27 protein-coding genes are annotated in these 26,972 nt (G+C 42.2%); 14 read left to right on the forward strand and 13 right to left on the reverse strand.

All coding sequences use genetic code 11. The features are described from left to right. Nucleotides 1-4: 4 nt before the first annotated feature. The 6 genes from WKF66_RS00090 to WKF66_RS00115 are packed head-to-tail and all read right to left on the reverse strand — an operon-like array spanning nt 5 to nt 7,724. Nucleotides 5-1,048 carry a hypothetical protein gene (locus WKF66_RS00090; protein ID WP_489672361.1) on the reverse strand — a complete coding sequence of 348 codons (1,044 nt, stop codon included), beginning with the start codon at nt 1,046-1,048 and terminating at the stop codon, nt 5-7. Beyond that, nucleotides 1,045-2,349: an O-antigen ligase family protein gene (locus WKF66_RS00095; RefSeq protein WP_489672362.1), complete on the reverse strand. Its 1,305-nt coding sequence runs from the start codon at nt 2,347-2,349 to the stop codon at nt 1,045-1,047. Before WKF66_RS00095 ends, WKF66_RS00090 begins: the two co-directional genes overlap by 4 nt. Beyond that, entirely contained in the window at nt 2,349-3,110 is a 762-nt protein-coding gene (locus WKF66_RS00100; RefSeq protein WP_489672363.1) for a glycosyltransferase, read from the reverse strand. The genes WKF66_RS00095 and WKF66_RS00100 overlap by 1 nt, the downstream gene beginning before the upstream one ends. A 3-nt stretch (nt 3,111-3,113) precedes the next feature. Then, entirely contained in the window at nt 3,114-4,616 is a 1,503-nt protein-coding gene (locus WKF66_RS00105) for an MATE family efflux transporter (protein WP_489672364.1), read from the reverse strand. A 12-nt stretch (nt 4,617-4,628) separates the two neighbouring features. Further along, nucleotides 4,629-6,938, reverse strand: coding sequence for a GumC family protein (locus WKF66_RS00110; protein WP_489672365.1), 2,310 nt, complete (start codon nt 6,936-6,938; stop codon nt 4,629-4,631). Nucleotides 6,939-6,941: 3 nt separating this feature from the next. Then, complete coding sequence (locus tag WKF66_RS00115) at nt 6,942-7,724, reverse strand: polysaccharide biosynthesis/export family protein (RefSeq protein WP_489672366.1); 783 nt, start codon at nt 7,722-7,724, stop codon at nt 6,942-6,944. Between the two features lie 437 nt (nt 7,725-8,161). Between WKF66_RS00115 and WKF66_RS00120 the strand changes: the two genes are divergently transcribed. From WKF66_RS00120 to WKF66_RS00150, 7 genes are all read left to right on the forward strand, one after another. Further along, entirely contained in the window at nt 8,162-8,608 is a 447-nt protein-coding gene (locus WKF66_RS00120) for an OmpA family protein (RefSeq protein ID WP_489672367.1), read from the forward strand. Further along, nucleotides 8,608-9,492, forward strand: a complete 885-nt coding sequence (locus WKF66_RS00125; protein WP_489672368.1) for a beta-1,6-N-acetylglucosaminyltransferase — start codon at nt 8,608-8,610, stop codon at nt 9,490-9,492. The genes WKF66_RS00120 and WKF66_RS00125 overlap by 1 nt, the downstream gene beginning before the upstream one ends. 6 nt (nt 9,493-9,498) lie before the next feature. Further along, nucleotides 9,499-9,774, forward strand: coding sequence for a helix-turn-helix domain-containing protein (locus WKF66_RS00130; protein ID WP_489672369.1), 276 nt, complete (start codon nt 9,499-9,501; stop codon nt 9,772-9,774). Between the two features lie 93 nt (nt 9,775-9,867). Continuing rightward, a complete protein-coding gene (locus WKF66_RS00135; protein WP_489672370.1) occupies nt 9,868-10,317 on the forward strand; it encodes a BLUF domain-containing protein in 450 nt (149 codons plus the stop codon). 65 nt (nt 10,318-10,382) lie between these two features. After that, nucleotides 10,383-10,757, forward strand: a complete 375-nt coding sequence (locus WKF66_RS00140; RefSeq protein ID WP_489672371.1) for a hypothetical protein — start codon at nt 10,383-10,385, stop codon at nt 10,755-10,757. Between the two features lie 176 nt (nt 10,758-10,933). Further along, complete coding sequence (locus tag WKF66_RS00145; protein WP_489672372.1) at nt 10,934-11,602, forward strand: hypothetical protein; 669 nt, start codon at nt 10,934-10,936, stop codon at nt 11,600-11,602. A 132-nt stretch (nt 11,603-11,734) separates the two neighbouring features. After that, nucleotides 11,735-12,319 carry a hypothetical protein gene (locus WKF66_RS00150; RefSeq protein WP_489672373.1) on the forward strand — a complete coding sequence of 195 codons (585 nt, stop codon included), beginning with the start codon at nt 11,735-11,737 and terminating at the stop codon, nt 12,317-12,319. A 142-nt stretch (nt 12,320-12,461) separates the two neighbouring features. Here WKF66_RS00150 and WKF66_RS00155 read toward each other — a convergent pair whose 3' ends face one another. After that, the gene (locus WKF66_RS00155; protein ID WP_489672374.1) at nt 12,462-13,628 is read right to left on the reverse strand and encodes a DUF5005 domain-containing protein; all 1,167 of its coding nucleotides are present in this window, start codon (nt 13,626-13,628) and stop codon (nt 12,462-12,464) included. Between the two features lie 261 nt (nt 13,629-13,889). Here WKF66_RS00155 and WKF66_RS00160 point away from each other — a divergent pair, with 261 nt between their 5' ends. Beyond that, nucleotides 13,890-16,280 (forward strand): hypothetical protein, encoded by a 2,391-nt coding sequence (locus tag WKF66_RS00160; RefSeq protein ID WP_489672375.1) that lies wholly within the window; start codon nt 13,890-13,892, stop codon nt 16,278-16,280. Here WKF66_RS00160 and WKF66_RS00165 read toward each other — a convergent pair whose 3' ends face one another. Next, complete coding sequence (locus tag WKF66_RS00165) at nt 16,281-16,586, reverse strand: helix-turn-helix domain-containing protein (protein WP_489672376.1); 306 nt, start codon at nt 16,584-16,586, stop codon at nt 16,281-16,283. Between the two features lie 315 nt (nt 16,587-16,901). Next, nucleotides 16,902-19,358, reverse strand: a complete 2,457-nt coding sequence (locus tag WKF66_RS00170) for a glutaminase family protein (RefSeq protein ID WP_489673320.1) — start codon at nt 19,356-19,358, stop codon at nt 16,902-16,904. A gap of 409 nt (nt 19,359-19,767) precedes the next feature. On the opposite strand from WKF66_RS00170, the gene WKF66_RS00175 reads away from it, so the two are divergent. The 6 genes from WKF66_RS00175 (at nt 19,768) to WKF66_RS00200 (ending at nt 22,825) form a co-directional block, all read left to right on the forward strand. Beyond that, a complete protein-coding gene (locus tag WKF66_RS00175) occupies nt 19,768-20,415 on the forward strand; it encodes a DUF6266 family protein (RefSeq protein WP_489672377.1) in 648 nt (215 codons plus the stop codon). Nucleotides 20,416-20,490: 75 nt separating this feature from the next. Further along, nucleotides 20,491-20,862: a hypothetical protein gene (locus tag WKF66_RS00180; protein WP_489672378.1), complete on the forward strand. Its 372-nt coding sequence runs from the start codon at nt 20,491-20,493 to the stop codon at nt 20,860-20,862. Next, nucleotides 20,856-21,377, forward strand: coding sequence for a C40 family peptidase (locus WKF66_RS00185; RefSeq protein ID WP_489672379.1), 522 nt, complete (start codon nt 20,856-20,858; stop codon nt 21,375-21,377). The genes WKF66_RS00180 and WKF66_RS00185 overlap by 7 nt, the downstream gene beginning before the upstream one ends. Beyond that, entirely contained in the window at nt 21,374-21,748 is a 375-nt protein-coding gene (locus tag WKF66_RS00190) for a hypothetical protein (RefSeq protein WP_489672380.1), read from the forward strand. Before WKF66_RS00185 ends, WKF66_RS00190 begins: the two co-directional genes overlap by 4 nt. Before the next feature lie 37 nt (nt 21,749-21,785). Then, on the forward strand, nt 21,786-22,073 hold the full coding sequence (locus WKF66_RS00195; protein WP_489672381.1) for a hypothetical protein: 288 nt from the start codon (nt 21,786-21,788) through the stop codon (nt 22,071-22,073). Nucleotides 22,074-22,165: 92 nt separating this feature from the next. Then, the gene (locus WKF66_RS00200) at nt 22,166-22,825 is read left to right on the forward strand and encodes a Crp/Fnr family transcriptional regulator (RefSeq protein ID WP_489672382.1); all 660 of its coding nucleotides are present in this window, start codon (nt 22,166-22,168) and stop codon (nt 22,823-22,825) included. Here the strand turns inward: WKF66_RS00200 and WKF66_RS00205 are convergent. From WKF66_RS00205 to nirB, 4 genes are read right to left on the reverse strand one after another with little or no spacing between them, the layout of a single operon-like run. Beyond that, nucleotides 22,822-23,247, reverse strand: a complete 426-nt coding sequence (locus WKF66_RS00205; protein WP_489672383.1) for a hypothetical protein — start codon at nt 23,245-23,247, stop codon at nt 22,822-22,824. The genes WKF66_RS00200 and WKF66_RS00205 overlap by 4 nt on opposite strands. Before the next feature lie 12 nt (nt 23,248-23,259). Then, nucleotides 23,260-24,075, reverse strand: a complete 816-nt coding sequence (locus WKF66_RS00210) for a formate/nitrite transporter family protein (RefSeq protein ID WP_489672384.1) — start codon at nt 24,073-24,075, stop codon at nt 23,260-23,262. Nucleotides 24,076-24,077: 2 nt separating this feature from the next. Beyond that, complete coding sequence (gene nirD, locus WKF66_RS00215) at nt 24,078-24,425, reverse strand: nitrite reductase small subunit NirD (protein ID WP_489672385.1); 348 nt, start codon at nt 24,423-24,425, stop codon at nt 24,078-24,080. After that, a complete protein-coding gene (gene nirB / locus WKF66_RS00220) occupies nt 24,410-26,956 on the reverse strand; it encodes a nitrite reductase large subunit NirB (protein WP_489672386.1) in 2,547 nt (848 codons plus the stop codon). Before nirB ends, nirD begins: the two co-directional genes overlap by 16 nt. Between the last annotated feature and the right edge of the window lie 16 nt (nt 26,957-26,972).

Below are 26,972 nucleotides of genomic sequence, written 5' to 3' on the forward strand. Positions count from 1 at the left end.
CTGATTATTTAAACATCTTTTTAACTCTCTTGCTCGCCGCCCTGTAGTAACTCCCGATGTAGTACTCGGCCAGTCGTAATTTGCTAATGTGCGGGATCCCCAGCGTAGTACCTATCATATCCTGGTACTCAAAGTCAGGTATACCAAGTCCCAGCTGCTTCTGTTTCACAATCAGGCTTTGGTAGAGGTCGGCCAGGCCCCAGGTTTTCTCCGAAGGCAGGTGCCATATGGCAACATTGGCATCCGTCGGCTCCACATTGCGGTAAAACACTGGATTGGTCCAGAATCTTTTGAGCAAGTCTTTACGACTGCTTGCCTTGAAATTATTCTGGTAGTAGATATAACTTAGGGTTTGCGCTTCTTCATTGAATTTTGGCAGACCGGCGTTGTGCCTACGCATCAATTCCGGCCATAGCAATTTAAAATCCCTGTAAATGATATTAATGTTCTTTACACTGGCCAGGAAGAATTCTCCCAGATGGTATCCCGGGATTTCCGGAACAATCTTACCAGATAGGTCCTGATAAAGCTCCTTCATATCCAGGCGACTCAGCCCATGGATCACCAAATCAGTTTTACAATCGTCTTCAAAGGAAATGAAGCCGTTGGGCTTAGCCAATTGAAACAACTCGTCCACTGAACGGCTGAAAATGCAATCCGAGTCCAGGATCAAGTACTGGTCGTCGCGGTTGAAATTGTTCTTAGTAATGTATTCCAGGATAGAAAATTCATAAAACTGATTCTGGAACAAATTAAAATATCCCTTTGGAGTCTTATAGTTGAAGTCCGTATATACAACCTCAACATCCAGCTCTTTCAAAGCGGCAGCAACGTCCAGGCCTTCCCATGTTGGAATTTGCCGGGTATTACTAAATAAGATGTGCTTTTGCGTTTTATTAAATCGTTTGCTGGTCGCGAAAAATAAGATAATGCATCTCCAATAGATCTCCTGGTGTTTTTTTCCGGAAGATTTCTCACCTGTTTGCGGATAAATACTTTCCTCGCCAACAGCATCAACACAAATCCAGGTACATATATAGTTTGTCATATTCTTACAGTTAATTCTCTGCTTTCTTCTTCTTCAATTTCTTCATAATCTGCATCTTCAATCTCCTCTATGATGTCTTCTTCCCGTTCTAAGTAATAAAGGCTGATACCTACCATACCCCAATAAATCAGCGGCAGAACGTAACTTAAAGAAAATAGAAGTCCAGACAGAGAAAATGCAATTAGGATAATGGCTTTAGGATTGAGGTTTCTTGAAAATGCTTTATAGCCTAGATAGAGTACATAAAAGTATTTTAGGATCAGGCCGAAGAAGCCATGATAAAACAACATCTCCATAAAGCCTTCGTGAAAATGCTGACCAGATTTTTCCGGCCACCAGTCTACCAAAGGATTTTTCATCTCAAAACCATCGAAGGTCCAGCCAAAGAATGGTCTCTCCATTGCCATTGGGAAATATACCCGACGTTGGTCGGCCCTGAATTTTCCAGTACCGTCTTCTTTGGCAGGATCCAGAATCTCACTAAAACGGTCTCCGAAGAACTCTAAAGCACCTGGGAAAACCTGTGAAACAATAAAGAGCAATAAAGCAGTGGCGATGATGGCGACTAAAAATGTTCTCAACGCCCGGGAGCCCGGGATTAAGTTGTTTCTGAAGCTCACGAGAAAATATACGCCTAAAGCGAATAATGCGCTTGCCCAAACCGATCTGTGCTGGTGCATGATAATCACAGTAAGACAAAATATAAAAGGTATCAATGCGCTTCGCTTACCTTTACTAATGAATTCATTTAAAAACCACAATAGAGGTACGATCATCATAAAGATGGAACGGGCGTGGATGATACGGCTATCACCAGAAAATGGCCCATAATCATCCATTTGAACAAGCTCCAGACTAAAGGAAAATCCCCGGCCGTAAATGAGCATAAATACGATGTAAAGGCTAATATAGAAATAGGCGATGAGTTCCAGTATATCAAAATCATACGTGCGACAAATCCACTTTACAAAGACGATATAGGCGACAGGGAAGAGGATTGTAAACAAGGTGAGCTGCTGAAATATGGAGCCGTAATTGATCATGGATTCAAAGACCATTCGAACCATAAATACGCCCATCAAGCCGAGATAAATTTGCTCGCTGCGCTTGAGCTTTTGAAAGTTGTAAATAATAACCGCGAAAAGTGCGATGCTGAGCAGCTTTTCGTACATCAATATAATGTTGGAAACAGGCAGTACAAGCCAGGAGAAAATGTTCTCCATCAGGAAAAAGGTAAAGAACAGCAAGAGCAATTCTTTGACCTCAAATTCGTAACTACCGAGCCTGATCGTATAATTCATTAGAACAATTGTTTAACTCTACGAATCACTTTTGGAACCAGATGCGTCATTTGCAGTGCATTCAGCAATTGGTGCATCATTACGGTTTTAATGTGATTCCGGCTGTTTTGGAACTTAATCGGGCGTTCCCCCTGCAGGTACATGCTTTGAAAGATTTCTTCTTTATCTGGTATGATGGATCGGTACAAGTCTGCTTTTTTGTTTACAAGATCGGTGTTGATATATCCCAGATGCTTTAACCTAAAGTCTGTATTCTTCTTCAGTCCTTTGATTCCTTTAACATTCGGCGAATCAATGATCAGGTTTTGGAAGTAACCTGAGGGATTTTCGCGCCACATGAGGCGGTCATGACCGGAGGTATAATTTAAACGGTAATAAGACCCGGCGAAATGTTCCCTATCCATGAAGTGAAAGCGTCTGAAGGCAAACTTGTTATAGATCTTCGAACTCATCAACCTATCGAAATCTTTCCGCTGTATTTCCGGCTCAAAGATTTCATCAATATCTACCCACAAACACCAGTCTGGATTGCGCAAACGCGTGCGGTTGTACAACATATTCTTGTCGCGACCTTCATTGTACCCTTCGGTACGCATGATGTCCACTACTTTAGGATGAGCCTTAAGAATCTCATATGTTCCATCGGTAGAGCCATTATCCAGCACAACGATTTCGTCTGCTAATTTTTCAAAGCATTCTAACCATTCTTTTGCGAAAAACATTCCATCCTTAACGCGTAACATGACTACAAACTTTGCCATAACTTAAAATTTAACTAAACTTTTTATTTGATTTCTAATCTCCTGATCCAGCAAATACACTAGTGTCAGGAACAATATGGTAAAACTGAGGCCGTTCAGGCCGATGCTGATGATCGGCATTCGTGAAGGCAGGACCATTGCAAATAAGTGACTTAACAACCAACCACCTGCAACCGCCAGAGGGATAATTGCGACCCATTTTTTTAACACTGCATTTATAAACGTCTGGTTCATATATCCCAACTGGTATAAGCGATACCCAAAAAATACAAAGTCTATACATAGACTGGCGGCCAGCATGACCACCAATACGCCGACAACACCGTAGGATTTGCTGGCAAAATAATAGAGCACACCGGCTATGATGCCTTTAAAGATGTTGATAAAGCTATTCATCTTGATATCGCCGAGGGCATATCCCATATTTGCCATGAAGTATCCGATCAGGCCGAAAAAGAAATTACCAAGAAGCAGGTACATGATCTGGTTTCCGGCAAACTTGTCAGCACCTGTCCAGGCAGCAATCAAATTGTGAAAATTGAACAGGAAACCGAGGCTAACGAAAATCGCCATGTAGTAATAATATTTGAACTGCGTATTTATGATGTTCTTGATCTCTGTCTTGTCTTCTTTTCCATTTTCATGAGAGATTAGGGGCATCAGCGCCACGGAGTGCCGACCGATTAAATCCTTAGCCATCGCAATAGGCCGCTTATTTACCTCAAAGATGGTAATTAGAGATGGATGAACGAATCTGGCTAAAAAGATCATGTCCATACTTGCAGAGAAGCCTCCAATGATCCTGGAAACGGAAGTAAAAGAAAAGATCTTAACAAATCCTTTCAGGTGGCTTTTGCTAAACCGGATTTCGAGGCTCTCCTTTGTCAGCATGTTTTGCAGTGCTACGTAATTATATAGGTTGATGAACAAGGCCCGGGCCAAGTTAGAAAACGCAATAGCCATCACACCAAAGTTCATATATAGCAAGACGACAACGGTAAACAGAAACATCAGGTTGCCTCCCACAGCACTGACTGCTACCGGAGCTGAGTTTTGCAGACCCTGGTTGATACCGGAGAGACTAAATGAAACCAGCTGCATCCCGGTAGCAATCACTGTAATCAGTAAAGCGCTTTGCAAGCCTTGATACTGTGAAACATCTTTGTTGACGATCGTACCTACGAGAAAGTAAAATATAACTCCGGCAAGTACTGATATGATAAGAATGAACATAGACATGATCAACCCTGAGCCGATGGTTAAACCGATCTCCGGCCCGTTATTTTGACCACGCAACTGCGCGATCTTTTGCTGCAGTACATCCCCTACTCCCGGATCCGCAAGGGTCATCCATGCCAGGATGCCACCTGTAGCCCACCATAATCCTAAGGTAGCTGCGTCAATCTTATGAATGTAGAGCGGAAAAGTAATAACTGCGTTAATAATATTGGTTATAACGTAACCGTATTGAAAAATAAAGTTCCACTTTAAAGTTTTGTTGTTCATTGATAAGGTTGGCTATTCAATTAACTTTTGATCATACGAACCTCCATAAACCATTCCTGTGCCATACCCATATCCGTAATTATTTTTCCCGTAGCCTCTTGTTGCCACAGCGTTGAATACTACTGCCGGATTTGGCAGGTTATTCAGTTTTATGTTTTCATCTATGCGCTCTACAAATACCTTCGGCGTGTAAGCATGACGGACTACAAAGAGTGTTGCATCACAAAACGGAGCCAGAATGTAGGCATCAGATACTGGTCCTACTGGTGGCACATCAATGATGATGACATCAAAATGGCCATCCAAATAATTTAACAGCTCTTCTGCTTTTCCGTTCAGGATTAATTCAGCTGGATCTGCCGGCAGATTACCAGTTAATAACAGTGATAAGTTCTCGTTAACCCCCGATGGTACAATTATTTCTGAAGCATCAGCTTTATCTTCCAGGTATTCGGAGATACCAATACTCTGTTTTAGGTTGAACTTACGGTGGAGCGTTGGATGGTTTAAGTCAAAATCCAACAGCGCGACTTTCTTACCTGTCATCGCTAAACTTACTGCCAGGTTTGAGGAAACAAAACTTTTGCCCTCTCCTGCGATCGCAGAAGTGACCATGATACGCTTGTTCTTTTTATTGACACCCAGATATTGAAGTGTCGTACGCAGACTACGGAACTGCTCTGCAATGAGGGTCCGTTGTTTGCTACCGATCACGATCTGACTCCCTGTAGTATTGGTACTGATCTCGGCGATCACCGGCAACTGCGTCAGGTCCTGGATCTCACTTTGGAACATGATGTTTCGTCTCATTCCTTCTTTGAAAGTGACGAAGCCTAAGCCTAATATCCCTGCGCCAAAAAGCGATGCCAGGTAGATCATTTTACGCTTCGGACTCACCGGAAACTCAGAGGAAGAAGCAGGACTTACAATTTTGCTATCAGATCCATTTGTGATGTATGATAAAGCGGTCTCTTCTTTCTTTTGCAAGAGGAAAGTATAGATTCCGTTTTTGATTTGCTGTTGTCTGTTAATGTCTACCAAATTACGCTCGGTTTCGGGCATGGACGACAGCGCTGAAGAGTAAGTGTTGGTTGTGCTTGACAAATTGTTGCGACTTGCGGATAAGCTGGCCCGTTGATTTCTTAGGTTTTGAAGAATCTGCGGCTTTATTTTCTCAATTTGATCTCTGTAAGATACCATGGCAGGGTTATTCTCTCCTGTAGTTTTACGAAGACTTTCTGAGCTCAGCTGTAATTCATAGATGTCTTTTACCATTTGAGACAATCCCGGATCATTGATCCCTGCTGTAGAAGGTACAATCCCGCCCGTAAGGTCACGTGATTTCACATAGTTCTCGACCTGGTTCAACACAGAAAGCTGCATATTGATCTCGCCTACTTTCTGATCATTCACACTTACATTTTCTAAATAAAGCTTGCCTTGTGTACCTACATCTATGGCTCCTTTGCTGGAACGGTATTTTTGTAAGCGGCTTTCGATTTCCAGTAGTTCTTGTTCTGTGGATTGCAAACGCTGGTTAATGAATTGCTGCGTATTGGCGGCGAGTCGATTCCTTTGATCGATCGCTTCCGAACTATATACATCCATCAGCGTATTCAATACATCTTCTCCGCGCTGTGGGTTTTCATCCATGATCGCCACATCAAGAATCGTCGATAACTTATTTGCTTCAGAAACTTTTATATTCTGAGCAATAGAATTTACAATCTTATCTGGTGAAATTAGCACGAAAGAATATTTGACATCTGGCTGAATTCTGGCTGCACCAGGACTGAAACGAAGCATCCCATAAGGAGTTTTAGTCCACTGGTTATACGGGTACTTAACATTATCAATGCTGATTGATGAGGCGTCTCCCGTGAATTTTATTTGGTCGGTAGACTTCAGGTTCATGGAATTTTGAACAGCGATCTTTACAGGCGCATCGTTATACAACAACTTTTTGGAAAGAAATCCTTCTTCGAACACCTGTGCATAAAGACCTAGATTGTTCACTACTTTGGTGATGATCGGTTTCGAAACCAAAACTTCCCGTTCATTGTCTACCGTCTGCTTCGTGCTCAATGTGGCGGCCATCGGCTCATCCGTCTTCATCTCATCTGACCCTTTGTGCTCATTTATTAAAATGCGGGCATTAGATTGATATAACGGTGCGGTGACTTGCAAGTAAAGCCATGCGCCAACGATTGAAACTACGAAGAGTGATAAGAAGAGCGGCCAGTATGGTAGCAGTCGGAACACAAGAAGTCCATTTGAGCCAGCCGGGGCTTTTGGAACTGCAGCTTTATTGATTATTTTCATAACTTACTTTGCTATTCGATCGATTATAATTGCTCCGAAAGACAGTGCACTCAATACAATTGGTATAATGGTAGAACTTCTGGTAGAGCTTGCGACTTTCGCTTTGTTTGCTTCGACATAAACAATGTCATTCGATTTTAAGTAGTAATACTCAGAGGAGAAGATTTCGCTGGAGTTCAGATTAAGTCTTTTGATCTTTTTTACTCCATCTTCTTCTCTTATGACCATTACATTATCTTTTCTTCCATAGATGGTGATATCGCCCGCTAATCCAAGTGCTTCTAAAAGCGAGATCTTTTCATTAGGAACGTTTACCACTGATGGCTTGGAGACTTCTCCAAGGACAGAGACCTTAAAGTTCAATTGTCTGACGATCACAATAGGATCTACTAATAATTTTCGATCCAAAAGCTCCTTAGTCAGTTTTACACGTAACTCGTTAGTGGTTAATCCAGTAATTTTCATGCTGCCCAATACGGGGAACTGAATGTTGCCTTCATCGTTAACCAGGTAGCCGGGGGACTGAAGATTAGCCCCCGTTACGCTGCTGGTACTTACAAAAGAATTGTTGGGTTTGTTAAAAACCTCTGTGCTTGCATTATTTAAACTGGTTACTGCTATGCTTAAGATATCATTTGGTTGGATAATATTTTTTGTGGAGAGGTTGTTTGCTTTGAGAACCGCATCTTTCTGGTCTATAAAATAAACCGATTTCCGGGAAGAGGTGCAGGATACGAACGCAAGCGTAGGTACGGCTATCATTACATAGATAAGAAATTTCTTCATATTAATATTTTGTTAGTTAATATTTAATCGTAAAACAGTTATTTATTCTTAATAGCTATACGAACATTTGCCAAAAATAGTTTTAATAGATGTATAAAAATCGTGCTATTGTTAAGTTGTGCAGTGGTGTGCAATTGCGTTAAAAAATGTTATTACACTAATTATCAAGTATTTGAGAATTAGAATTAGATCATGTCGTATCAATAATCGTGATAAATAAGCAACGAATCGTTACCAATCCTATAAATAGCGCCTGGATAAAACTAATAGTATAAGTTATGTCTTTATACGAAAATATGCCTCACACTTTTTCACACCTCTGCACATTTCAGTATACATATGTTTGAAAATGAAGAACAATCAGATTCTAGCTCAGAACTTTGGGATAATGCAAGTGTTGACTGATACATATTCTTTAACCAATTAAACATCAAGAAATGAAAAAGACATTTTTCACTATTCTGGCAGCATTAACCGTGTTTTTCACCGTAAAAGCCAGTAAAGATCATGAAAGCAGCACAAAAAACATTGTAGTTGCACGAGCCGATTTGGCAAAAAAACTGGAGTACGACTTCAACAAGCCTGCGGTTCGGGATAGCTATTACAAGAAGCTGGATCAACTTGCGGAAGCTGTAATTGCAGACGACTATGCTGTTTCTTTAAAAGGACATGCGGACGGCATAGGCGCTTACAAGTATAACTGGGTTTTGTCTGATAAGCGTGCAGTAAGCGTGAAAGACTATCTGATCACTAAAGGTGTGAAGAGCGAACGGATTGTAACCACCCCATTTGGAAGTACAGTACCAATTGCAACAAACAAGACAGCAGCTGGTCGTCAAAAAAATAGAAGAGTTGAAATTGAACTAAAAAAGATGGGTAACTAATGAAGAAAGCATACATTATCGTTGCTCACAAAAATCCAAAGCAGCTTCACCGGCTAATTACACGGCTATCCGACGGTAATTCCGAGTTTTTCGTGCATATAGGATTGAATACCAGCATTTCAGCTTTTTTTGAAATTCTGGATATTGGAGCACATGTCCGTTTTTTACCAAGGTTCAATTCAGCTTGGGGCGGTTATGGAACGATTGAACCCTACTTAAGCGGAATGCGGGCAGTAAGGGATTCTTCAACGGAATTCGACCGCATCATGTTGTTGAGCGGTCAGGATTATCCAATTAAAAGCAATAAGGAAATTGATGAATTTTTTAAGAACTCGCCTTACAGCGTTTTTCTGGATTATCACCCAATTCCAAACTATAAAAAATGGCCAGGACGAGACCGTGGTGGACTTTACAGAGTCGACAAATACTATCTTGGAATGGAATGGCACCAGAGACTGAGATCAAGATCATTGAATCTGGTCTCTGGCTATGTGCCTTTTATGCGAAGAAAAATACCTAATAATATGCAACCTTATACCGGGCAAACCTGGTTCAATCTGGATATGTACAGTTTGAATTATATCCTGGATTACCATGATGCTCATCCTGAATATTTCAAATTCCACAAGCATACGTATGTGGCAGATGAATTGTTTATTCAGATGATCGTTGGAAACAGTAAGGATGAACGCTTATTGAACAGCATTGATAAAAGTGAGAAGCGCTTTACGGTATGGGTAGACCCCACAAATGCACATCCGGTTATTTTGGACAAAAGCCATTTCCCTGCAATGAAAACATCTACCGATTTGTTTGCGAGAAAATTTGAAGAATCTAATACGGAAATACTAGATCTAATTGACCAGGAAATGTTATTTAAATAAGAACACATGATTAACGACGGCAAGTCTGGCGCACAGGCAATTTTAGAAAAGATTAAAAATATCCGGGTAGCGAAAGGCATTACTCAGGTTACGATATCACGCGAATTAAAAATTTCTCAGAACGCATATAGTAAGCTAGAACTGGGGCGAAGTAATCTTGATCTTTACCGTCTGCTTGACATTTCAAATGTCTTGGCGGTTGATCCGATCATATTTTTCCTCAACCAGCCAAAAGGATTAAGTTCACTTTTGGATTCGGGCAGGCAAGCATCGCGGGTCTGAGATTCCTACTGTTGAAAAATAGGCTGGATTGATATTGATTTAACTGTTTAAGTTTCCTATTTTGTGAGTCATAATAGGAAACCACAGAAATCAATGCTTTACTATACAGTCTATATTAGCGACGCTAGTAGTGCTCTCAGTCAGGAAAAGAACGACATACTGATGGAAGAACTTAAAAGGGGAGACATCGGTAAAGAACTTTCAGGCATGATCGCTTGTATTAAGGGGATTTCTGTACGAGGTCTTAAAGGAATGTGTATACAGGTCTTTGAAGGTCCGAAGTATGCTGTTAGAGAAGCGATTACTTTAATTGAGTTGGACAATAGTCGACAGAGCGAATGGATTTATACAGGAGAAACGGAGAAGAGAGACTTTAAAGGACTTAATACCGCCTTTGAATATCTGAACCTGGATACCTGTCCAGAGTTTGTTAGTATCTTCGATTTAAACGTATCCGCACTTAAGACTGATCCGTGTAAGGGTGCAAAGTTACTGATCGATTTTGCGAAGCAATTTCTCCGTGATTCGAAAGACAAGTACTAGGTGTGCCATTACGCATTCGATTTTGGAATAGTATTTGAGAAAAGTTATTCATATAATTTCGAAATATGGTACAGAATCGCGGAACAGAAGCAAAACACATGGGGGAGGCTTTAGAAATGATAATCCGGAGGAAAGGCTGGAATATATCTGAACTGGCTAAGAGCATTGGAGCTGACCGCCGGTCTTTCTACTACTGGTTTAAACAACCAGAAATTAAGGAATCACTGCTTCAAAGAATATCAGAAGTTGTGGATTATGACTTCTCAAAGGACTTTCCGTCCTTTTCAAAAGTATCACCTGAACTGATGCAATTTACTGAACTCGCTCATTCTCAGCCAAAAAGCTACTGGAAGGATAAATATGTGACGCTTTTGGAGCAATATTCAGAATTGCTTAGTAATACTGTGAATAGCCACCAACACAGTAATGTGGAGTATTGATAGTTAAAATTTATACTTCGTCCTATTTAAAATACAATGTCCATTTTAGTGTATAGGCCAACAGCACTGTATAGAATAGCTTGTCAGGTGTCTAAGCTTAAAAATAGTATTCTCGCCGGGAATATAAAGGCTGCCGATACTTGAGCCTTCCGCTGATAGCGTCAAGACAAATCTGGTTGGCGTCGTTATTCCCTTTATTTACTATTGTAGCCCTTGGCATAGATTCCGTGTTCTTTTTAAACACTTATTTCGATGGTCGTCAAGTTACCGACCTCCTTTCCATTAGTTATTTTCTAATTCTTTACTACAGTTCTGGAACTGACCTAAGAAAGCTTATGGTGGTCATGGTATTCCTTTCCTATTTGGGAGAAATCATTTTTTGCAAATTGCTTGAGATGTATACCTACCGAACATCTGCAATACCTTTGTATGTACCTTTTGGACATGCGATTGTTTATGGTTCTGGCTATATACTGGGGCATACTGCTTTTGCCCGCGTTAATGACGCCAGGCTTCGGGTAATTTTCGCTATCAGCTTTGCGGTGTTGTTTCTAACAGTAGGACTTCTTCTTAACGATCAATTCAGCCTGGTATTTGGAGCTTTGTTTTTTCTATTGTTGTGGCGGAAGCGATGGGAGAACATGTACTATTTTATTGCTATTTGCGTAATTATAATTGAGCTGATCGGGACTTACTTTAAATGTTGGGGCTGGACAAAGTTGGTCTTCGGCTATATTCCGACTATCAACCCGCCAATGGGGGCCGTATTTTTTTATGCTGGCGGCGATGTGTTACTGGCGAAAATTGTTTCTTTTACCAGCAAGAAAAGGAAAAGCTTGCATTAGATTAGAAGTTCAGATAATAATCTGATTTGCTAATCAATCAGTTAGGCTAATAAAGACGGTTATGAAAAAAAGTTAAGCCGAGAGTTGGTTTCCTAATATTATTAGACCGAGATTGGCCGAAAATAGATCAAAATGATTGTTAAAGAACAAATTTTGAGGTACTCGCCAATCTGGGTGTTAAGGTTCATTTATGCTGACATGCTTAAATTTGCGTATCTGCTTTCTGACGTACCAGATTGTGATATGGAGGCCGTCTCAGATCATATTTCTCATCTGGGCAAGTTTCAAGATAATCACGTCCAACAAATCGTTGCGCATTTGAATTATACCTCAACTTGCATTGCAGCTTATGTACAGTTCAATAACCTTGATATCGACAATCTGCAATTTGGGGACGAAGTTTACCACCAGGCAAGAGCTACATGGAACGTCATCACTGAGGAACGACGGGGCTTCCCCCAGGGCTACGAAAATGTTGTTATTGGTTATAGCGACAAAAATTATATGTACTGCATTTCCCTTTGGAACTGCGCTTATCAGATTATAATGAACGAAATGGACGTTTATAATGAAACGTTTGGTCAGTTTTTAGAATGTCTGGAAGAGTTAACCAATGGGAACATCACTTGTGGGGATGAAAGAACGCAGCCACTGTTTAAACTAATTTCTCAGATTGGAAATTTCAGGATCGGTTATGAAAAACGAGCGGAAGGGTAAAAATCTAGTTATGTTCAGAGTTTCGTGATGGTGAGTTCAGCCTTCGCCGGCATGACGGGGTGTTGTCGGCAAAGCGATACCCATTCCGAGGTCCCGGTCTTCACCGGGATGACGAGTAAATAAAGATAACGACACACACCTCCTAATTTTTAAACTTAACCCTAATAAACCTTGGCCTGTACAAATTCGGTTCTTTCTTAAGGTCTTCAAAAAAGTCAAAGGAGTTTACATTGTAGCTAATCAAAAGCTCTCCTTTGTTTGACAGACTTGGATGCGCTTTAGCATTATAGGTATAAAAGCCCTTTTGCGTTATCGCTTCTGAAGTATCCCATACCTTAATGGCTGGTCCAAAAGGTCCGAAGGGTGTTTTTCCTAAACGCATACAGACGTTTCTTCCTAATCCGCTTTGTTGAAAGACCAGAACATATCTTCCATCCGGGAGTTCAGAAACGCTTAGCTCATTAGACACCTGATCCGTTATTTCAGCTGATTCAGTGATAGTTGAATTCCATCCCTGGCCATCCCAATATCTCCACTCTGCATAATTTTCGAAATTCTTTGGTGCAACACGAGCAACAAGCAGCTTCTTCTCTTTACCCAATACACCATAAACGTAAACATAGCCATCTGGCTTTGCAGCTCCGGCCGCCTTGGTGTTAACGAATATACCCGCACCGAAAGATCCTTTTTCGCCATTGCCTTTGTCAATGAAGAATGGGGTATCCTTTTGTTCATATTTGTCAAAGGGTATCGAATCGGCCGACTTTATTTTTATCAAGGTGTTCCCTACTTCTTCAAAGCCAAACGCAGCATTGCTGGTCGTTTTAACCCGATAGCCAAAGATGAATAGTGCATTGTTAGCTTCCTGATTTATAAAACCATCACCCAGCCAATAGTAGTCGCCCGGTCCGGTTCTCGGAGTTTGAGGATTAAACACCGACTGTGGCTTGCCGTTCTTTGATTTCCAATGGAACATAAGCTTTCTAGATTCCGGCTTATTTCCCTTTAAGATTGCCATCGAGTTATGAATCATTTTCGAATCTGGCTGAAGCTTTCCGCTGTCAATTTCTCCTATCATCGTATCACTGAAGATGAGTAAAGTCTTTCTGGATTTTGAATGTGATGCTTCGATGCCATTCAAGGGAATACTGTAAATGCCATCACCTCCAAACCAGCCTGAAGACCTGTAAAAAAGATTGGTCCATCCAGGTTCAGCTGCCACACTAAAACGTATCTTTTCGAGATTTTGCGCACTTGACATTGAGCTTGTAAACGCGCTCATCAACAAAATCAGACCTATAAATTTCATAAGACTAAAGTTAACATTTTTCACGAACCGGGGAAATTCTGGCAGAGATATTAGTCAGTAAGACAAGCATTTAAGTGTGCAATTAAGATTGTGCAACGAATGTCCACCACTGTGAGAAAGTGTGTAAAGTTAAATATATATTATTGATTTTCAATGTTTTACAAGAGCCCTCTTTTCACTGCCATCTTTCACAGTGCGGAGCATCCAAGATATTGGGCCCGATTAGTGACTCGGCAATGGTACAATAATAATCATATGAACGTGAAAACTACTCTATTACTTGCAGCATTATGTGGCATGCTAATTCTACCAACGGCATCGGAGTCGTATGCCCAGCAACGGACTGGATATATCGCACCACAAGATACCGTTAAAACCAAACGTAAACCTAATGAAACGTTAAACCAGGTCTCTACTTCCAAGTCGATACGTCAGACGGATACGAGAATGCTGGGTGCAGCAACTTACGCGGCAGGACTACTTTCTGATAGCGCGAGTTATGACCTGAAAAAGGGGTTACCAATAACGCAACTATTTAAAGAGCAAGATCTCGCCTATTTTAGTAAGGCTGGTCTGGCAAATGTTGTTGCCTTATTTGAACAGGTAAACAAATTATTGCCTGGTGGAAAGAAACTTACTTTTCTAACCGATTCTACGCAAGAAACCAGTACAATTACTAATCCACTATCCCTTACCGATTTGCGAGTGAAGATTTCCTCCAATCCGGCAAGCATTGCATCGAACCGCCCGCAGTGGCAAGAAAATGTGTATCAGGCTTATATGGCTAGAGATTATGGAACACGTCTGGAAAACACGATAACAATCACTTCAGCAACACGCGAAATGCGCGAAGAGCCGAGCTTGGAATTAATAGCTGCTAATGGATCATCGATCACGTTAGCTCAGATCTTGCGTCAGGCTCAAGCTAATGGATCCGCGAATGCCGAGCGCAACGCAGTGGCTGCTTTTCGCAACTTAACGTTTCCAAATGGCCAGGTGTCGAAAGAAACTGCTAATGAAAATTATAAACGCGCTTTGTTTACTTTAATAAATTTACAGCAAGGCGATTTTAACAGGCATACAGAAACGACTGCGTTAATTAGCTCATTAAGCAATGATTTACAACAAGGAGCGAACAGTAAGGTGTTAGCGGCATTAAAAAGCAGTACTTTCTTTGATAGTAACGTCCCTGGAAACCTCGGTCCGGTATTGGTTACAGAAACTGATGTAGTAGATCCTCAGCGTATCGCTACTGAAGCACGTAATAAGGCAATGGAACTAATGACGCTAACTGCGCTTCATTATGGAGAACGTGATGCCGTAAAATTGTACAAACGACTTATAGCTGGAGAAGGAAGTACAGCGGCTTCTAGTACTAATGACTTTACAAAGAAAAGATTGGGCCAATTGACTTACCATGGTACAGAGAAAATTAAATCGCTAGGTTTCGGACCAGACAAAACTGCAAACATGACTTCGTCAGATCTTGTTTTGGTTGCAGTGGCTGCTCCGGCACTACCTGTCACAAATACTCCTTTTGCTTCTTTGTCTTTGTCTGAAGTAGGCAAAACAATTGTTTCTACCTACAATTCAGTGGTTACTGAAAGTACCAGGAGTATGTTTCAATTAAACCCAAGAGCTATCTTAGGTTCAAGATATACTACGTATCAAGCGAAGTATGATCCGATTGATTATGCCAGAGGAGCTGCTATCACACAAAATGGTGTAGAGTTTAGATTAGAGTCTGACCTTTACTTGGGTAAACTGGAAAAGATGCTTGATACGCAATTGAAGCCTTTTATCTATCCTCAATTTGGTATTATATTAGGAACTGGAGATAGAAAAGTCGGTTACGATGGAGACTTAACGTCAAACTTTGGGGCGATTCCAAGATTTAAACAAAATTATTTAACTTGGGGAGGTCACCTGGGACTAAACGTTGGTCCGGTGTTGGTTGGCGTTGATGGTACATTAATGTCAACGGAATCAGCAGATGATCCATATAAACGATTCTTTGATTTATCCCAGTCAATGACTTATTACAGATATAGTTTCCTTGCAAGGTTGGTTAACTTAAGTATCAGTAAGAAAGAAGTGCTTAATCCTACTTATATCACTTTTGATTTTGAGCTTGCCGGAGAGACGAACAACGAGGGAACAAGAAATAGAACAAGGTCTCAAGATCGTGAATCTCAGGTTCAGAGCAAGGAATGGGTAAGATCGTACGAACGCGCGAGACCAGGTGGTGTTTACGATCCGGAGATAGCCAATGAATTGCTATTAGAAGGGGATGTAAAAGCTTCTTATATTGCTGCGAATTATGCAGCACTTCACCTTGGTTTGGTAAAGTCAGGATTTCAATTTAAAGTTATGGCAGGTTTATATAACCGGGAGGCTTTTGGAGCCTATCAAGAGGGCAAAGGAGCGTGGCTTAGTGAATTGGCCAGAGACACCTTTCGTGGATATGGCTTTGGATCTGTTAGCTTAACCTATAATTTTGGATCAGGAGGCTCTTCAATCAAGTCAAGAAGAGTAGAACGCAACTCAGTGATCAATGGTGTATCGTCAGCTGATCCGGTTGAAGAATCAACGAGCAGGGAACGCGTTCATACAGGATTGAGAACGAGAGCGGTCTTTATGAACAGAAAATAATTAATCGTGCTGTTTGCCGAGCAACTCAGAATAGCGTTCGAGAAGATCGATGTACTTATCTTTCCAGTACTCATCATCCCGGGCTCTATTTTGAGAGGCGAGGTACTCAGGAGAATTCGAAGAAGAATGGATCTCCAAAGAGAAATCGTGATCAATGGCTCCAGAGATTTTTTCTAATATACCAGCTTTTAAATCAGCCTCTCCAAACCAGTTGTACATTGATCTTCTGTTGACACCGACCGTTTTAGCCAGTTCACTGATATTAAGACCTTTTTTTCTTATTACTCTTTCAAGTAACTGTCCCATGTGTACCTCCATCATATTTGGCAATCAAAATCGTTAATTAACAGAACCCCTGCTTCAATGATAGTCCTGCAAAAATAAGAAACAGTAAGTTGTCGCGGAAGCGAATCCTTATTGTCCGGCAAAGTCAAAGCGGCCTATCTTTAAAGCAGTTTTAATGCTTAAGCCACAATATATGAAGTAGTTATGATGAATACCATAGTCGGATAACGATCGCGTATAATGTAGAAAAATACAAGTAGTTGTCGCAAGAACAGCTGTATAAAAACGGAAGGCCCCGCAACTGCAGGGCCTTCCGTTTTATGTATAGTAGTTACGCTATTTTTCTGATAGTTTATCGGAAAGCATTTTCATATAGAAGCCTCCAACAACGCTCCTAGCCTTAAAGTTGTCGCGGATTCCCGTGTTTGAATCGTAAAAATCGTTTAGCGGAACTCTTGATTCCGTTTCTATCGCATGTCTATACACCGGTTGCACCAATGCTTCGAAGTCTTTCTGGTTGCTGGTGAAAGCTGCAGTCCATAGGATCCAGTCGTTTTTCGTATATGCTTTTCTGCTGTCTAAGGGCAGACCATACCTATTCTGTTTTGTTGCGTAATACTTGATCTCTGTATCATAGACCTTTTGTGGAAACAGGTTAAGCTTTAAAACCTTATCCCATACCAGGTTGTATTTTTGACTCCAGGTATTTTTGTCATCAAAGGTCAGTGCATAATGGTCACCGGCATCAGCCATCTCCATCCATTTGGGCACCATGGATTCGGCAATAGCTCTATACTTCTGAGCAACCTCATCATAGCCCAAGGTTTGACCAAGCTGTGCATAGCAAGCGATGCCAACGATGGCCTTGACTGACAAGTTCGCATTTCTAGCCAGGTGGCCGGCGAAGTCATCTGTACACAATTGTGTTTTAGGATCAAGGCCTTCTTTAGTCAAGTAATCTGCCCAGGTGGTCAATGTTTTCCAGTGCTTCTTAGCGTAGTTGGCATTTCCTTCCGCTTTTGCGATCGCTGCTGTTAATATGATCATATTGCCCGACTCTTCTACTGGCATCGGCTCTCCATAGGTTTGTCCATTTGCTAAAGGATAAGTACCTAAGTCATGTGCTGCCCATGGATGTGGATATTTTCCGCTTTCGCTGAAATAGAAAATACCATTCAGCATTCCTGCTAACAGCTGTGGATTATAGATCAGGTACAGTGGCGCCGAAGGATAGGTAACGTCAACGGTATTGATGAATCCACCACTATTGTTTTCTTTAGACAACCATAGGATCTCTCCTTGTGGACTTTTAACCAGCGTGTGTGCTGCAATACTCTGACGGTAGCCCAATACACATAGATCCGCATATGCTTTACCTCCGGACTTCATCGCATCGGCATAAAGACTGGTGTTGAAAGCCTCACATTTTGCAATCACCGACTTATAGTCGTTCGAAGCGTCCGTTAATTGTCCCTCAATGGTTTCCTTACCGGAGGTATTCCACCATGGTCTTAAGTTTTTATTGAAATACTGCACCGAGTAGATCTCGTCATAGGCAAGTTCCAGGTACTTTTCTACCGGGGTTTTACCAACGGCTCCAAAAGGGATGATGGTGTTCAGCGCTAAGGATTTACCAGCTTTAGCTGTGGAGCTACTATTTCCTTCCCTGAAAGCAGCCGTAGCGTCTTTCTGAGTGGTGATAAATTGGATAGCTCCAGCTGATTTAGGTGCAGCGACATAAAAATAGCCCCAGTCAATGCGCATATCATCACTAGCTTTTTTCAAGATTGGTTGCTCTACTGTTCCAGTTTTTAGTACAGACAATTTCGATGTACTGTATTTGCTGGCTGAAACCTCTTGCGAAGGTCTGTACACAGCGATATCTGAAGAGGCACTCAGGTATACCTTTACCTGGTGTGTTTTGCTGTCGTTCGCCTGAACTTTGTAGGTAACATAAGAAACCGGGCGAGCGAATAAACCCAAATCGTTCATTAGTAATGGCGAGGTGAAAGTTAGTTTAAGATCTACTTTTCCGCAGGTGAAGTTGTAGATGGTTTGGGTAGCGTTAAGATCAACGCTTTTTTGCTTCGCCATTTGAACTGCCGCAGCATTTTCCTTTTGTTTATCTACTAATCCGAAGTCCAGGTAGCGGCCTCCAGCTGTGTTGATCAGGTGCAGGGCAATCACGTTTTTACCTGCTTTCAATAGGTTTTTATCACCATTGCTTAGCGCGATGTAAGTGAAGTTATTGGTCCAGCCTTCTTTGGTATAGATCTTTTTTCCGTTCAAGAAAAGCTCAATGTTATCGTCATGGTTGATTTTAAGAAACAGTTCATTGATGCTCGCGAGGTTGGCAACATCAAACGACCGCCTGACCCAAATATCGTGGGATTTCCACGAGGTCTTTGCTGTTTTGGCATCGTCACCGATCGGTGCAGAACCGGTCTTCCAGTTCGATGCGCTATAATCTGAAGTTTTCCAATCACCTTGAGGTTCAGTTTCTGTATAGCTTACCTGGTAGCTTTTTTCATCAGAGGCTGCGACAACGGTTTTAAAGCTCGGCGTTTCTTTGCCTAAAAAGCGGTAAATGTTACCATCGACATTGATCATTCCCAAAAGAGAATGGTCTGTACCTGTCCAGTGTTCTGTAGAAGATTCGTTGAGCTTATCTGAGCTTGACCAGATGCTAAAATAGGTGTTGTGCGTAATGAGGGGGTACGATGGCGCTTTTCTGTCCTGTGCGTTCAGGGCTGCTGATAAAAAGAGCAGGGTTAGTAAGAAAAGCTGCTTTATCTGGTTAAGGCTGAGGTACCGGCCTTCACCGGCATGACGTAGGTTATCGGCATGACGGGGTGTTAAGACGTGGCAACAATTGATTTTCAGTGATTTCATTTGTGTGTTTATAGTTGATTGTTGAAGTATTGGCTCGCGAATGCCGCATACCATATCGCTAAAATAGCCATTTTTCTTAAAAGAGGTGCGGTTGAAAAGGCCGGAAAACAACTATTTTCAGTTTTTTTCTTCAGCGTTTAAAGGGTATACAGTAGCGATTTGTGCCATCAAAACGAGGGGTTTAGGGACCCCCTGGGACTGCCACAGGTTTGACCAAATGATTCTCTTTGGGGTATGCAAAATAAGAAAAGCTTATCCATTGCAAGAGACAAGGAGTCTCGAACACTACACATTTATAACCCTTAACAAAATGGGACTTATTAGACAAGGAATCCTTGGAGGCTTCCGTAACAAAACAGGTGCAGTAATTGGTTCTTACTGGCGCACATTAGATGTAATCAAAGGGCTACCCCGGATTAGCGGGAAGAAAGCCACACAAGCACAGCTGGACCAGCGGGCGAAATTTAAATTGGTGACGAGTTATTTGGCATGGTTCGGTGACCTGATCGAGGTTGGGTACAAAGCGCTTAGTAGCATTGACACGCCCATGAACGTGGCGGTTTCTTTTCACCTAAAGGAAGCCATCATTGGCGCCTCTCCGAACTTTGCGTTGAATTACACAAAGGTGATGTTCAGTCAAGGTAAATTAAGCTTGCCTTCCAGCACAACAGCTACGGCGACGACGGTTTCTGAAATTGACTTTACCTGGTCGAACACAGGTGCAGACACCCCTCGTAAGTTGGCAACAGATATGTTATCTGTCCTGGTTTTTCATCCAATTCTTTCGGAGTTCGTGACGTTGCATAATGTGGCACCGCGATCGGCAGGCGCTTACACCGTGAGCTTACCGGCCGAATACAGCGGAGAGGCAGTGCATTGCTACATCGCCTTTAATTCGACAGAAAGAAGGGACTTTGCATCCAACAGCAAGCACGTGGGACTGGTAACAGTGTTGTAACCCTCCTTTGAATTAAGCAGGTAGCTGTTGCCATGCAGCTGCCTGCTTTTATTTTAAACCCTAAAATTTAGAAAAATGAATACATTAAATGTCTTAAGCTCCCGGCTCAGATACTGGGAAATTATCAAAATTATTATACTGGTCTCCGCATTAGCTATCGGCTGGAAGACCATTCAAGGAAGCAATTGGAATACAGATATGACCATGGGCTATATTGATCCCTCAATCTGGCTCCTGATTCTGATTGGCATGATCTGCTTTTTAGTGATGATCGCGCTCTCGGCCTGGATCTTACTCAGAGTTTGGACCATTGTCGGTCTGCCTAATCCTCACAAAATCATTTCACAATTTAATTACCTCGAATCATGTCAAAAATTAAAGTTTTTGCTTGCTGCTTATGCGTTGCTATTGCTTGCAGCAGTTGGGTGCTTGGTGGCCATATGCTAGTTACAACAAAGGGAAAGGGCGCAAATATCCTTTCCTGTGTTAAAAGAGACGCAACTGGAAAGATCTTGCCCCGACCTAAACGGTTAATTCCAATTGCGCTTGCGGAACTCTGGGTACGGGAAGAAAGCAATAAGAATGATGGAAAGCGGGTTGAGGAATACCTTGCTGTTGTTGGCTTGAAAAAAGGCGAGCCTTACTGTGCAGCATTCGTAAGCTGGGTGTTTAAACAGGCGGGTCATGCATCGCCCAGAACGGGCTGGTCTCCTGCGCTATTCCCTACTACCCGATTGGTTAAGGCCGTGGCGCCTGGAAACGTATTTGGCATTTATTTTCCTGCATTGAAAAGAATTGCACATTGCGGATTGGTAGTGAGTAGCCGCGGCGACTGGATCACCACGGTGGAGGGAAACACGGATGCATCCGGAGGAAGAGAAGGTGGCGGCGTTTATCAGCGGTTAAGACACCAAAAGAGTATCAGACTGTTTTCTGACTGGCGATTAAAAAACGAGAGATGAGGACTATTGCATTGTTGGCTTGTATGTGTCTTATGAGTTGCTCCTTGTTAAAGAAAACGACAAAAACGGAATCGGTGGTGTTGGGTGAGTTTGAGAAAGTGGTTGATTCCAGAAGTTTGGTTTTAAAAACTGCCATAAGGGAAACGAACACGCTGACCTATAATCCTGATGGATCGATACTACAGTTTCAGCAAATACAGGAAGAAGCCGCACAATCGCAGGCGCTGCAAGTAAGAGATGCGGAACGCGAAACTTTGAAGAAAGAATTGGTAATCAAGGAAAGTGTTCCTTCGCAGGTTTGGGTCCTGGCTTTCATCGCGGCATTTGTTTTATCTAGCTTGCTGTGGTATGTTAAAATGAGGTTTAAGTAATTGGGATCAAGCTTGCAAGTCTATATATTTGTAACCCATGACAGTAAACGAATTTAAAAAATCTGGTTTAGACGGAATCATGCCGGAAGGACTGCCCTTGTATGTGCAGGCCTTGTGGCATGATGGTCGTGGCGATTGGAAAAGCGCGCACGATCTGATCGACCAGTTGGCTGACAGAGATTCTTCGAGGGTACATGCATATCTCCACCGGAAAGAAGGAGACCTCTGGAATGCGGATTACTGGTACCGCAGAGCTGCTAGTAAACGTCCGGATTACGCTCTTGAAAAGGAATGGGAAGCGCTGCTTCAACAGTTTTTGCAGTAATTTAAACGCTCTGGTGGAATATTCTTATTTTGCCGGCTTATAATCTTCAAAAATTGAAAAAATCTATTAGCTGCGATCTCCAAACCTGCTTTATGTGCCAATCGGCGTTAAAAGACTGGTTGCCTGCAATTGCCAGTCATAAGTTGAATTTTATAGCTAAGAAAGGTGAAGTCATCATTAAAGAAGGTGACCCAGTAACAGGTGTTTATTTTGTGAACAGCGGTAATGTTAAGGTTCATAAGAAATGGGGAGACAAGGAGCTCATCCTTCGTTTCGCCAATACCAGTAAGATATTTGGTCACCGTGGCATTGGGAACAGAACTTCCTTTTACCCAATTTCAGCCACCGCGCTAGAAGCTACTTCACTTTGTTTTGTACCGATAGACTTCTTCATTTCCACTATAAAAGTAAACCATGAGCTGGCTTTTAAGTTGCTCCTATTTTATGCTGATGAACTACAGGACTCCGAAAAAAAGATGAGAGAACTGGCACTAATGTCCGTCAAAAGCAGACTTGCTGTCTCTTTACTTAGCCTTTCGGAACAATTTGGAATAAACGATGAAGGTTGCGTTAACATAGATCTGAGCCGGCAAGACCTTGCTGCTTATGCGGGGGCCACTTATGAAACCGTATTCAGAACTATGAATGACATGGTAGCAGCGCATCTGATTACCCTGGACGGAAAGAAGATCCGAATTGACAGTACAGACGGGCTACAAAAGCTGGCGTCCGAATCTTCTGTTAACGCTTAGAATTTATAGCCCAAGCCTATGCCCGCATGCCATTGGCCATCTTTTGTCGCTGTTTTAGCATTGTATAAGAATGGAATTTGCATTGCCAGATGTTTGTAAACTGCGGTTGCTCCGAAACCAAGTGAAGGAATCAGCATCGCATTTTTAGGCCCATTGGCCGTTTTGTCTTCCTTAATTTTTAAGCTTGGCAACATCCCGATCATAAATATAAAGGGCTTATGCGTAAGTTTAATTGCAGGGCCGGTAAAGTTTATGGTGGCTCCGTCGTCGATATATCCAACAGCTACTATTCCTTCAAAAAGTGTGGTTTTAACCGTCGATGTCCCTTTTGCTGCCGTCGTATTCGTTTGTGCTTTGCTGGCAAAACAAAGCATAAAAAGGCCTAGTCCGCCGTAAATGGCAGTTTTAAATGTGGTGGTCATTTTGTCTTAGGTTTATATGGTATTAGATAATATTGGTTCTTTTGTTTTTCCGTAGGTATAATAAATTGCTGCTCCGGTGAATAGTAAACCTCCAACAATATTTCCTGCGGTTACAATCAACTGGTTGTATAACCACCAGTCTGCGATGGTAACTTTTGCTCCGAACATCATTCCGACAGGGATCACGAACATATTGACTACGGCATGCTCATAACCTAAGGCAAAGAAGATGAAGATTGGAATACCGCAAGCCATAATCTTACCTACAGTTGATTTCGAGGTCATCGCCATAACAACCCCCATACATACCATCCAATTACAGAGAATTGCTTTGATGAAAGCTGCAAACAAGCCGGCAGCGCCGTGTTGGGCATAACCGATCGTCTTCTTCTCTGCGGCTGTGGCCAGCATTTGTTCTATGGCGCCCAAGACCTTAACTGTACCCATCTCTGAAGATGCACTCCAGAATAAAAACGCGAACAAGACACTTCCTAATAGATTGCCTATGAAGACCCAAAAAAGATTTTTAATCATGGTTGACGCGGAAATCTTCTTCTCGAACCATGCAAGAGGTACAAGCGAAAAACTTCCAGTGACAAGCTCCAGTCCCAGCAAAACAATGATTACAAATCCCACTGGAAAAACGACTGCCCCCGCCATACTCATCTTAGTCTGAGAGGAGGCCAGGTAAGCAAGCGTGACTGAAATGCCGAGCAGGGCTCCAGACATCCCACCTCTGATCAAGAGATCTTTAATGCCTAAAGCGGCTTTAGTGGTTGCGGCAGTCATCATAGCAACTGCCACTTCTTTTGGTGATACGTAGTCCATTTTTATTGGTTTGAGTTTATTCCGATATATACATTACCATTTTCAACTTTGACAGGATAGACTTTTATGGCACATTCATCACCACTGAGACATTCACCAGTAGCGAGTGAAAAGGTCTTTTTGTGGAATGGACAAGCCACTTTCGGCTCATCTGATGTACTGCCTATCATGCCCCTACTCAATGCCATCTGCCTTTTGTGAGGACATTCATTTTGTGTTGCGTACCATTCGTCCCGCCTGGTGAAATAGAAGAGCGCAATCTGTTCTTCGCCATGTTTTACACATACACCACCATTTTCCACCGCATCCTCGATGCGACATGCGGTTATCCAGTTTAGGCTTTGATCCATTCTTCAGTCTTTTTTTGTCCTCTCATTTCTACGAATTTTATAGTTGGGTCTTTCTCTTCAGGCGCGTTTACAAAATGACTAAAGCGCTTGCGGATCGCTGGATTTTCGACTGCTTCTTTCCACTCGCACTTGTAAGTATCTACCAGTTTTTCAATGTCCGCTTCCCAGGTTTCCGCCATATGAAGGCTGTCGTTTATCACTACATTTCTTAAATAGTCTATTCCTCCTTCCATCTTGTTTAGCCAGGTTGCTGTTCGGGTTAGGGGGTCTGCAGTGCGGATATAAAACATCAAAAAGCGGTCTATATACTTTATGCAGGTATCACTATCGACATCTGAAGCTAATAACAGTGCATGTTGTGGCTTACTACCTCCGTTTCCACAGACGTACAGGTTCCATCCTTTTTCTGTGGCAATGATCCCAAAATCCTTACTTTGTGCTTCTGCACACTCGCGGATACATCCGCTTACTGCGGATTTGAATTTATGCGGAGCCCTGATTCCACGATAACGTTCTTCTATTCTTATTGCGAAACTGACACTATCATGCAGACCGAAACGGCACCACGTACTGCCCACACAACTTTTAACGGTCCTTAACCCTTTCCCGTAGGCATGGCCACTTTCAAAACCGGCAGCGATTAACTCTTCCCAGATAATCGGAAGGTCATTAAGGTGAGCGCCGAACATATCAATGCGTTGTCCACCCGTGATTTTAGTATAAAGTTTATATTTCTGTGCCACCTGCCCTATTACAATGAGCTTCTCCGGAGTAATTTCGCCTCCCGGAATTCGCGGAACGATTGAATAAGAGCCGCCTTTTTGAATGTTGGCAAGAAACCTATCGTTACTATCCTGAGCCGTATCGTTACCCTTTTTAAGGATCATGTCATTCCAAAGGCTCGCTAATAGTGAGGACACCAATGGTTTACAAACCTCGCAGCCGTCACCATGACCCAATTCGTTAAGCACCTGATCATAACTTTCCAATTTATGGATGTGAATCAGGTCATAAAGTTCTTGGCGGCTATAACTTAAGTGTTCACATATGACATTCCTGACGTATTTGCCTTTAGCTTTCAAGGTATGCAGCATGAGGTCTTTAACCATGGGAACACAACCACCGCAACCTGTCCCCGCCTTTGTACACTTTTTGACTGCATCGAGTGTTTCACATCCCTGCTGGTCAACCGCATTGCAGATGTCTGCTTTTGTTAATCCTTCGCAACTGCAGATTAATGCAGTATCTGGAAGTGAGGTAATTCCGGCGCCGGCGCTTTCGGTTCCCCCCCTGGTTCCAATGATCAGGTCTTCCGGATTAGGAGGCAAAATAATTTTGTTGGTAACGGTTTGCAGCAGCATATTATATGCTGCCGCATCGCCGATTAATACACCGCCAAGGAGATGTTGCCCGTCATTGGTTATGTTTATGCGTTTGTAAATACCTTTGTTCCGATCTTCAAAAATGATTGACCTACAATCAGGTTCGGTTATAAAATGGTCCCCGAAACTGGCAACATCTACGCCTATAAGTTTAAGTTTTGTGCTCATGTCGAACCCTTTGAAAGATTTCGAAGAACCACTTTCCTTGTTAATGTATGATTGATAAAGGTTTGATGCTACAACTTCAGCCATCTCATACCCTGGAGCTACGAGACCATAGATCATCTCATCGTATAAGGCACACTCTCCGATGGCGAAAATATTCGGATCATTCGTTTGCAATTGCTCATTTACTGTAACGCCTCCTCTGGCCCCTGTTGCTAATCCGCAGGCTTTGGCGAGTTCATCTCTTGGTTTTATTCCAGCAGAGATAACCAGCATGTCTACTTCAAGCTCAGTCTGGTCGCTAAATTCCAATGCAGTAATGTCATCTTCACCTGAAATAGCTGTTGTATTTTTGTTGAGGTGGATGTTTAAGCCTAGTGACTTCAACTTTTGCTGAAGGATTTCGCTGCCAGCTTTGTCTATCTGCCTGGGCATGAGCCTCGGTGCAAATTCAACTATGTTAGTTTCTTCAAGGCCAAGATCCATTAAAGCTTTTGCCGCTTCCAGCCCGAGTAAGCCTCCCCCAATAACCGCAGCTGTTCTGGCTTTAACAGACCATTCTTTTATAAGCTTCAAATCTTCGATAGTCCTGTAAACGAAAACGCCACCCTTAGCTATGCCTGGAATGTTCGGGATGAAAGGCGCAGAGCCGGTTGCAAAGATCAGCACGTCGTAGGGAACTAGGTGACCCGCTGCTGAGTGAACCAATTGCAGAGCCCGGTCTATCTCAATAACAGGATCATTCAGGCGAAGGCTAATCCCGTTATCATCATACCAATGACTGGAGCACATAGACAAATCGTCTACCGTCTTACCGTTATAGAATTCACTTAAATGAACCCGATCATAGGCCCTGAATGACTCTTCCCCGAAAACAGTAATACTAAAAAGGTCTGTTTTGGCTAAAAGCTTCTCGCAAAACTTATAACTGACCATTCCATTACCAATTACAACTACTTTTATTTGATTCTGACTGACTTTCATAGGTATTATTTCATTA

The organism is Pedobacter sp., assembly GCF_037719805.1.
GTDB lineage: Bacteria > Bacteroidota > Bacteroidia > Sphingobacteriales > Sphingobacteriaceae > Pedobacter.

Excerpts from the sequence above, each read along its gene's own strand:
- WKF66_RS00155 (WP_489672374.1), bottom strand. The coding sequence starts at position 13,628 with ATGAAATTTATAGGTCTGATTTTGTTGATGAGCGCGTTTACAAGCTCA.
- WKF66_RS00210 (WP_489672384.1), bottom strand. The coding sequence starts at position 24,075 with ATGGACTACGTATCACCAAAAGAAGTGGCAGTTGCTATGATGACTGCC.
- WKF66_RS00185 (WP_489672379.1), top strand. The coding sequence starts at position 20,856 with ATGCTAGTTACAACAAAGGGAAAGGGCGCAAATATCCTTTCCTGTGTT.
- WKF66_RS00110 (WP_489672365.1), bottom strand. The coding sequence starts at position 6,938 with ATGAAAATAATCAATAAAGCTGCAGTTCCAAAAGCCCCGGCTGGCTCA.
- WKF66_RS00095 (WP_489672362.1), bottom strand. The coding sequence starts at position 2,349 with ATGAATTATACGATCAGGCTCGGTAGTTACGAATTTGAGGTCAAAGAA.
- WKF66_RS00165 (WP_489672376.1), bottom strand. The coding sequence starts at position 16,586 with ATGGGACAGTTACTTGAAAGAGTAATAAGAAAAAAAGGTCTTAATATC.
- nirD (WP_489672385.1), bottom strand. The coding sequence starts at position 24,425 with ATGGATCAAAGCCTAAACTGGATAACCGCATGTCGCATCGAGGATGCG.
- nirB (WP_489672386.1), bottom strand. The coding sequence starts at position 26,956 with ATGAAAGTCAGTCAGAATCAAATAAAAGTAGTTGTAATTGGTAATGGA.
- WKF66_RS00190 (WP_489672380.1), top strand. The coding sequence starts at position 21,374 with ATGAGGACTATTGCATTGTTGGCTTGTATGTGTCTTATGAGTTGCTCC.
- WKF66_RS00180 (WP_489672378.1), top strand. The coding sequence starts at position 20,491 with ATGAATACATTAAATGTCTTAAGCTCCCGGCTCAGATACTGGGAAATT.
- WKF66_RS00120 (WP_489672367.1), top strand. The coding sequence starts at position 8,162 with ATGAAAAAGACATTTTTCACTATTCTGGCAGCATTAACCGTGTTTTTC.
- WKF66_RS00090 (WP_489672361.1), bottom strand. The coding sequence starts at position 1,048 with ATGACAAACTATATATGTACCTGGATTTGTGTTGATGCTGTTGGCGAG.
- WKF66_RS00115 (WP_489672366.1), bottom strand. The coding sequence starts at position 7,724 with ATGAAGAAATTTCTTATCTATGTAATGATAGCCGTACCTACGCTTGCG.
- WKF66_RS00105 (WP_489672364.1), bottom strand. The coding sequence starts at position 4,616 with ATGAACAACAAAACTTTAAAGTGGAACTTTATTTTTCAATACGGTTAC.
- WKF66_RS00205 (WP_489672383.1), bottom strand. The coding sequence starts at position 23,247 with ATGACCACCACATTTAAAACTGCCATTTACGGCGGACTAGGCCTTTTT.
- WKF66_RS00175 (WP_489672377.1), top strand. The coding sequence starts at position 19,768 with ATGGGACTTATTAGACAAGGAATCCTTGGAGGCTTCCGTAACAAAACA.
- WKF66_RS00100 (WP_489672363.1), bottom strand. The coding sequence starts at position 3,110 with ATGGCAAAGTTTGTAGTCATGTTACGCGTTAAGGATGGAATGTTTTTC.
- WKF66_RS00200 (WP_489672382.1), top strand. The coding sequence starts at position 22,166 with ATGTGCCAATCGGCGTTAAAAGACTGGTTGCCTGCAATTGCCAGTCAT.
- WKF66_RS00195 (WP_489672381.1), top strand. The coding sequence starts at position 21,786 with ATGACAGTAAACGAATTTAAAAAATCTGGTTTAGACGGAATCATGCCG.
- WKF66_RS00125 (WP_489672368.1), top strand. The coding sequence starts at position 8,608 with ATGAAGAAAGCATACATTATCGTTGCTCACAAAAATCCAAAGCAGCTT.
- WKF66_RS00140 (WP_489672371.1), top strand. The coding sequence starts at position 10,383 with ATGGTACAGAATCGCGGAACAGAAGCAAAACACATGGGGGAGGCTTTA.
- WKF66_RS00150 (WP_489672373.1), top strand. The coding sequence starts at position 11,735 with ATGATTGTTAAAGAACAAATTTTGAGGTACTCGCCAATCTGGGTGTTA.
- WKF66_RS00130 (WP_489672369.1), top strand. The coding sequence starts at position 9,499 with ATGATTAACGACGGCAAGTCTGGCGCACAGGCAATTTTAGAAAAGATT.
- WKF66_RS00135 (WP_489672370.1), top strand. The coding sequence starts at position 9,868 with ATGCTTTACTATACAGTCTATATTAGCGACGCTAGTAGTGCTCTCAGT.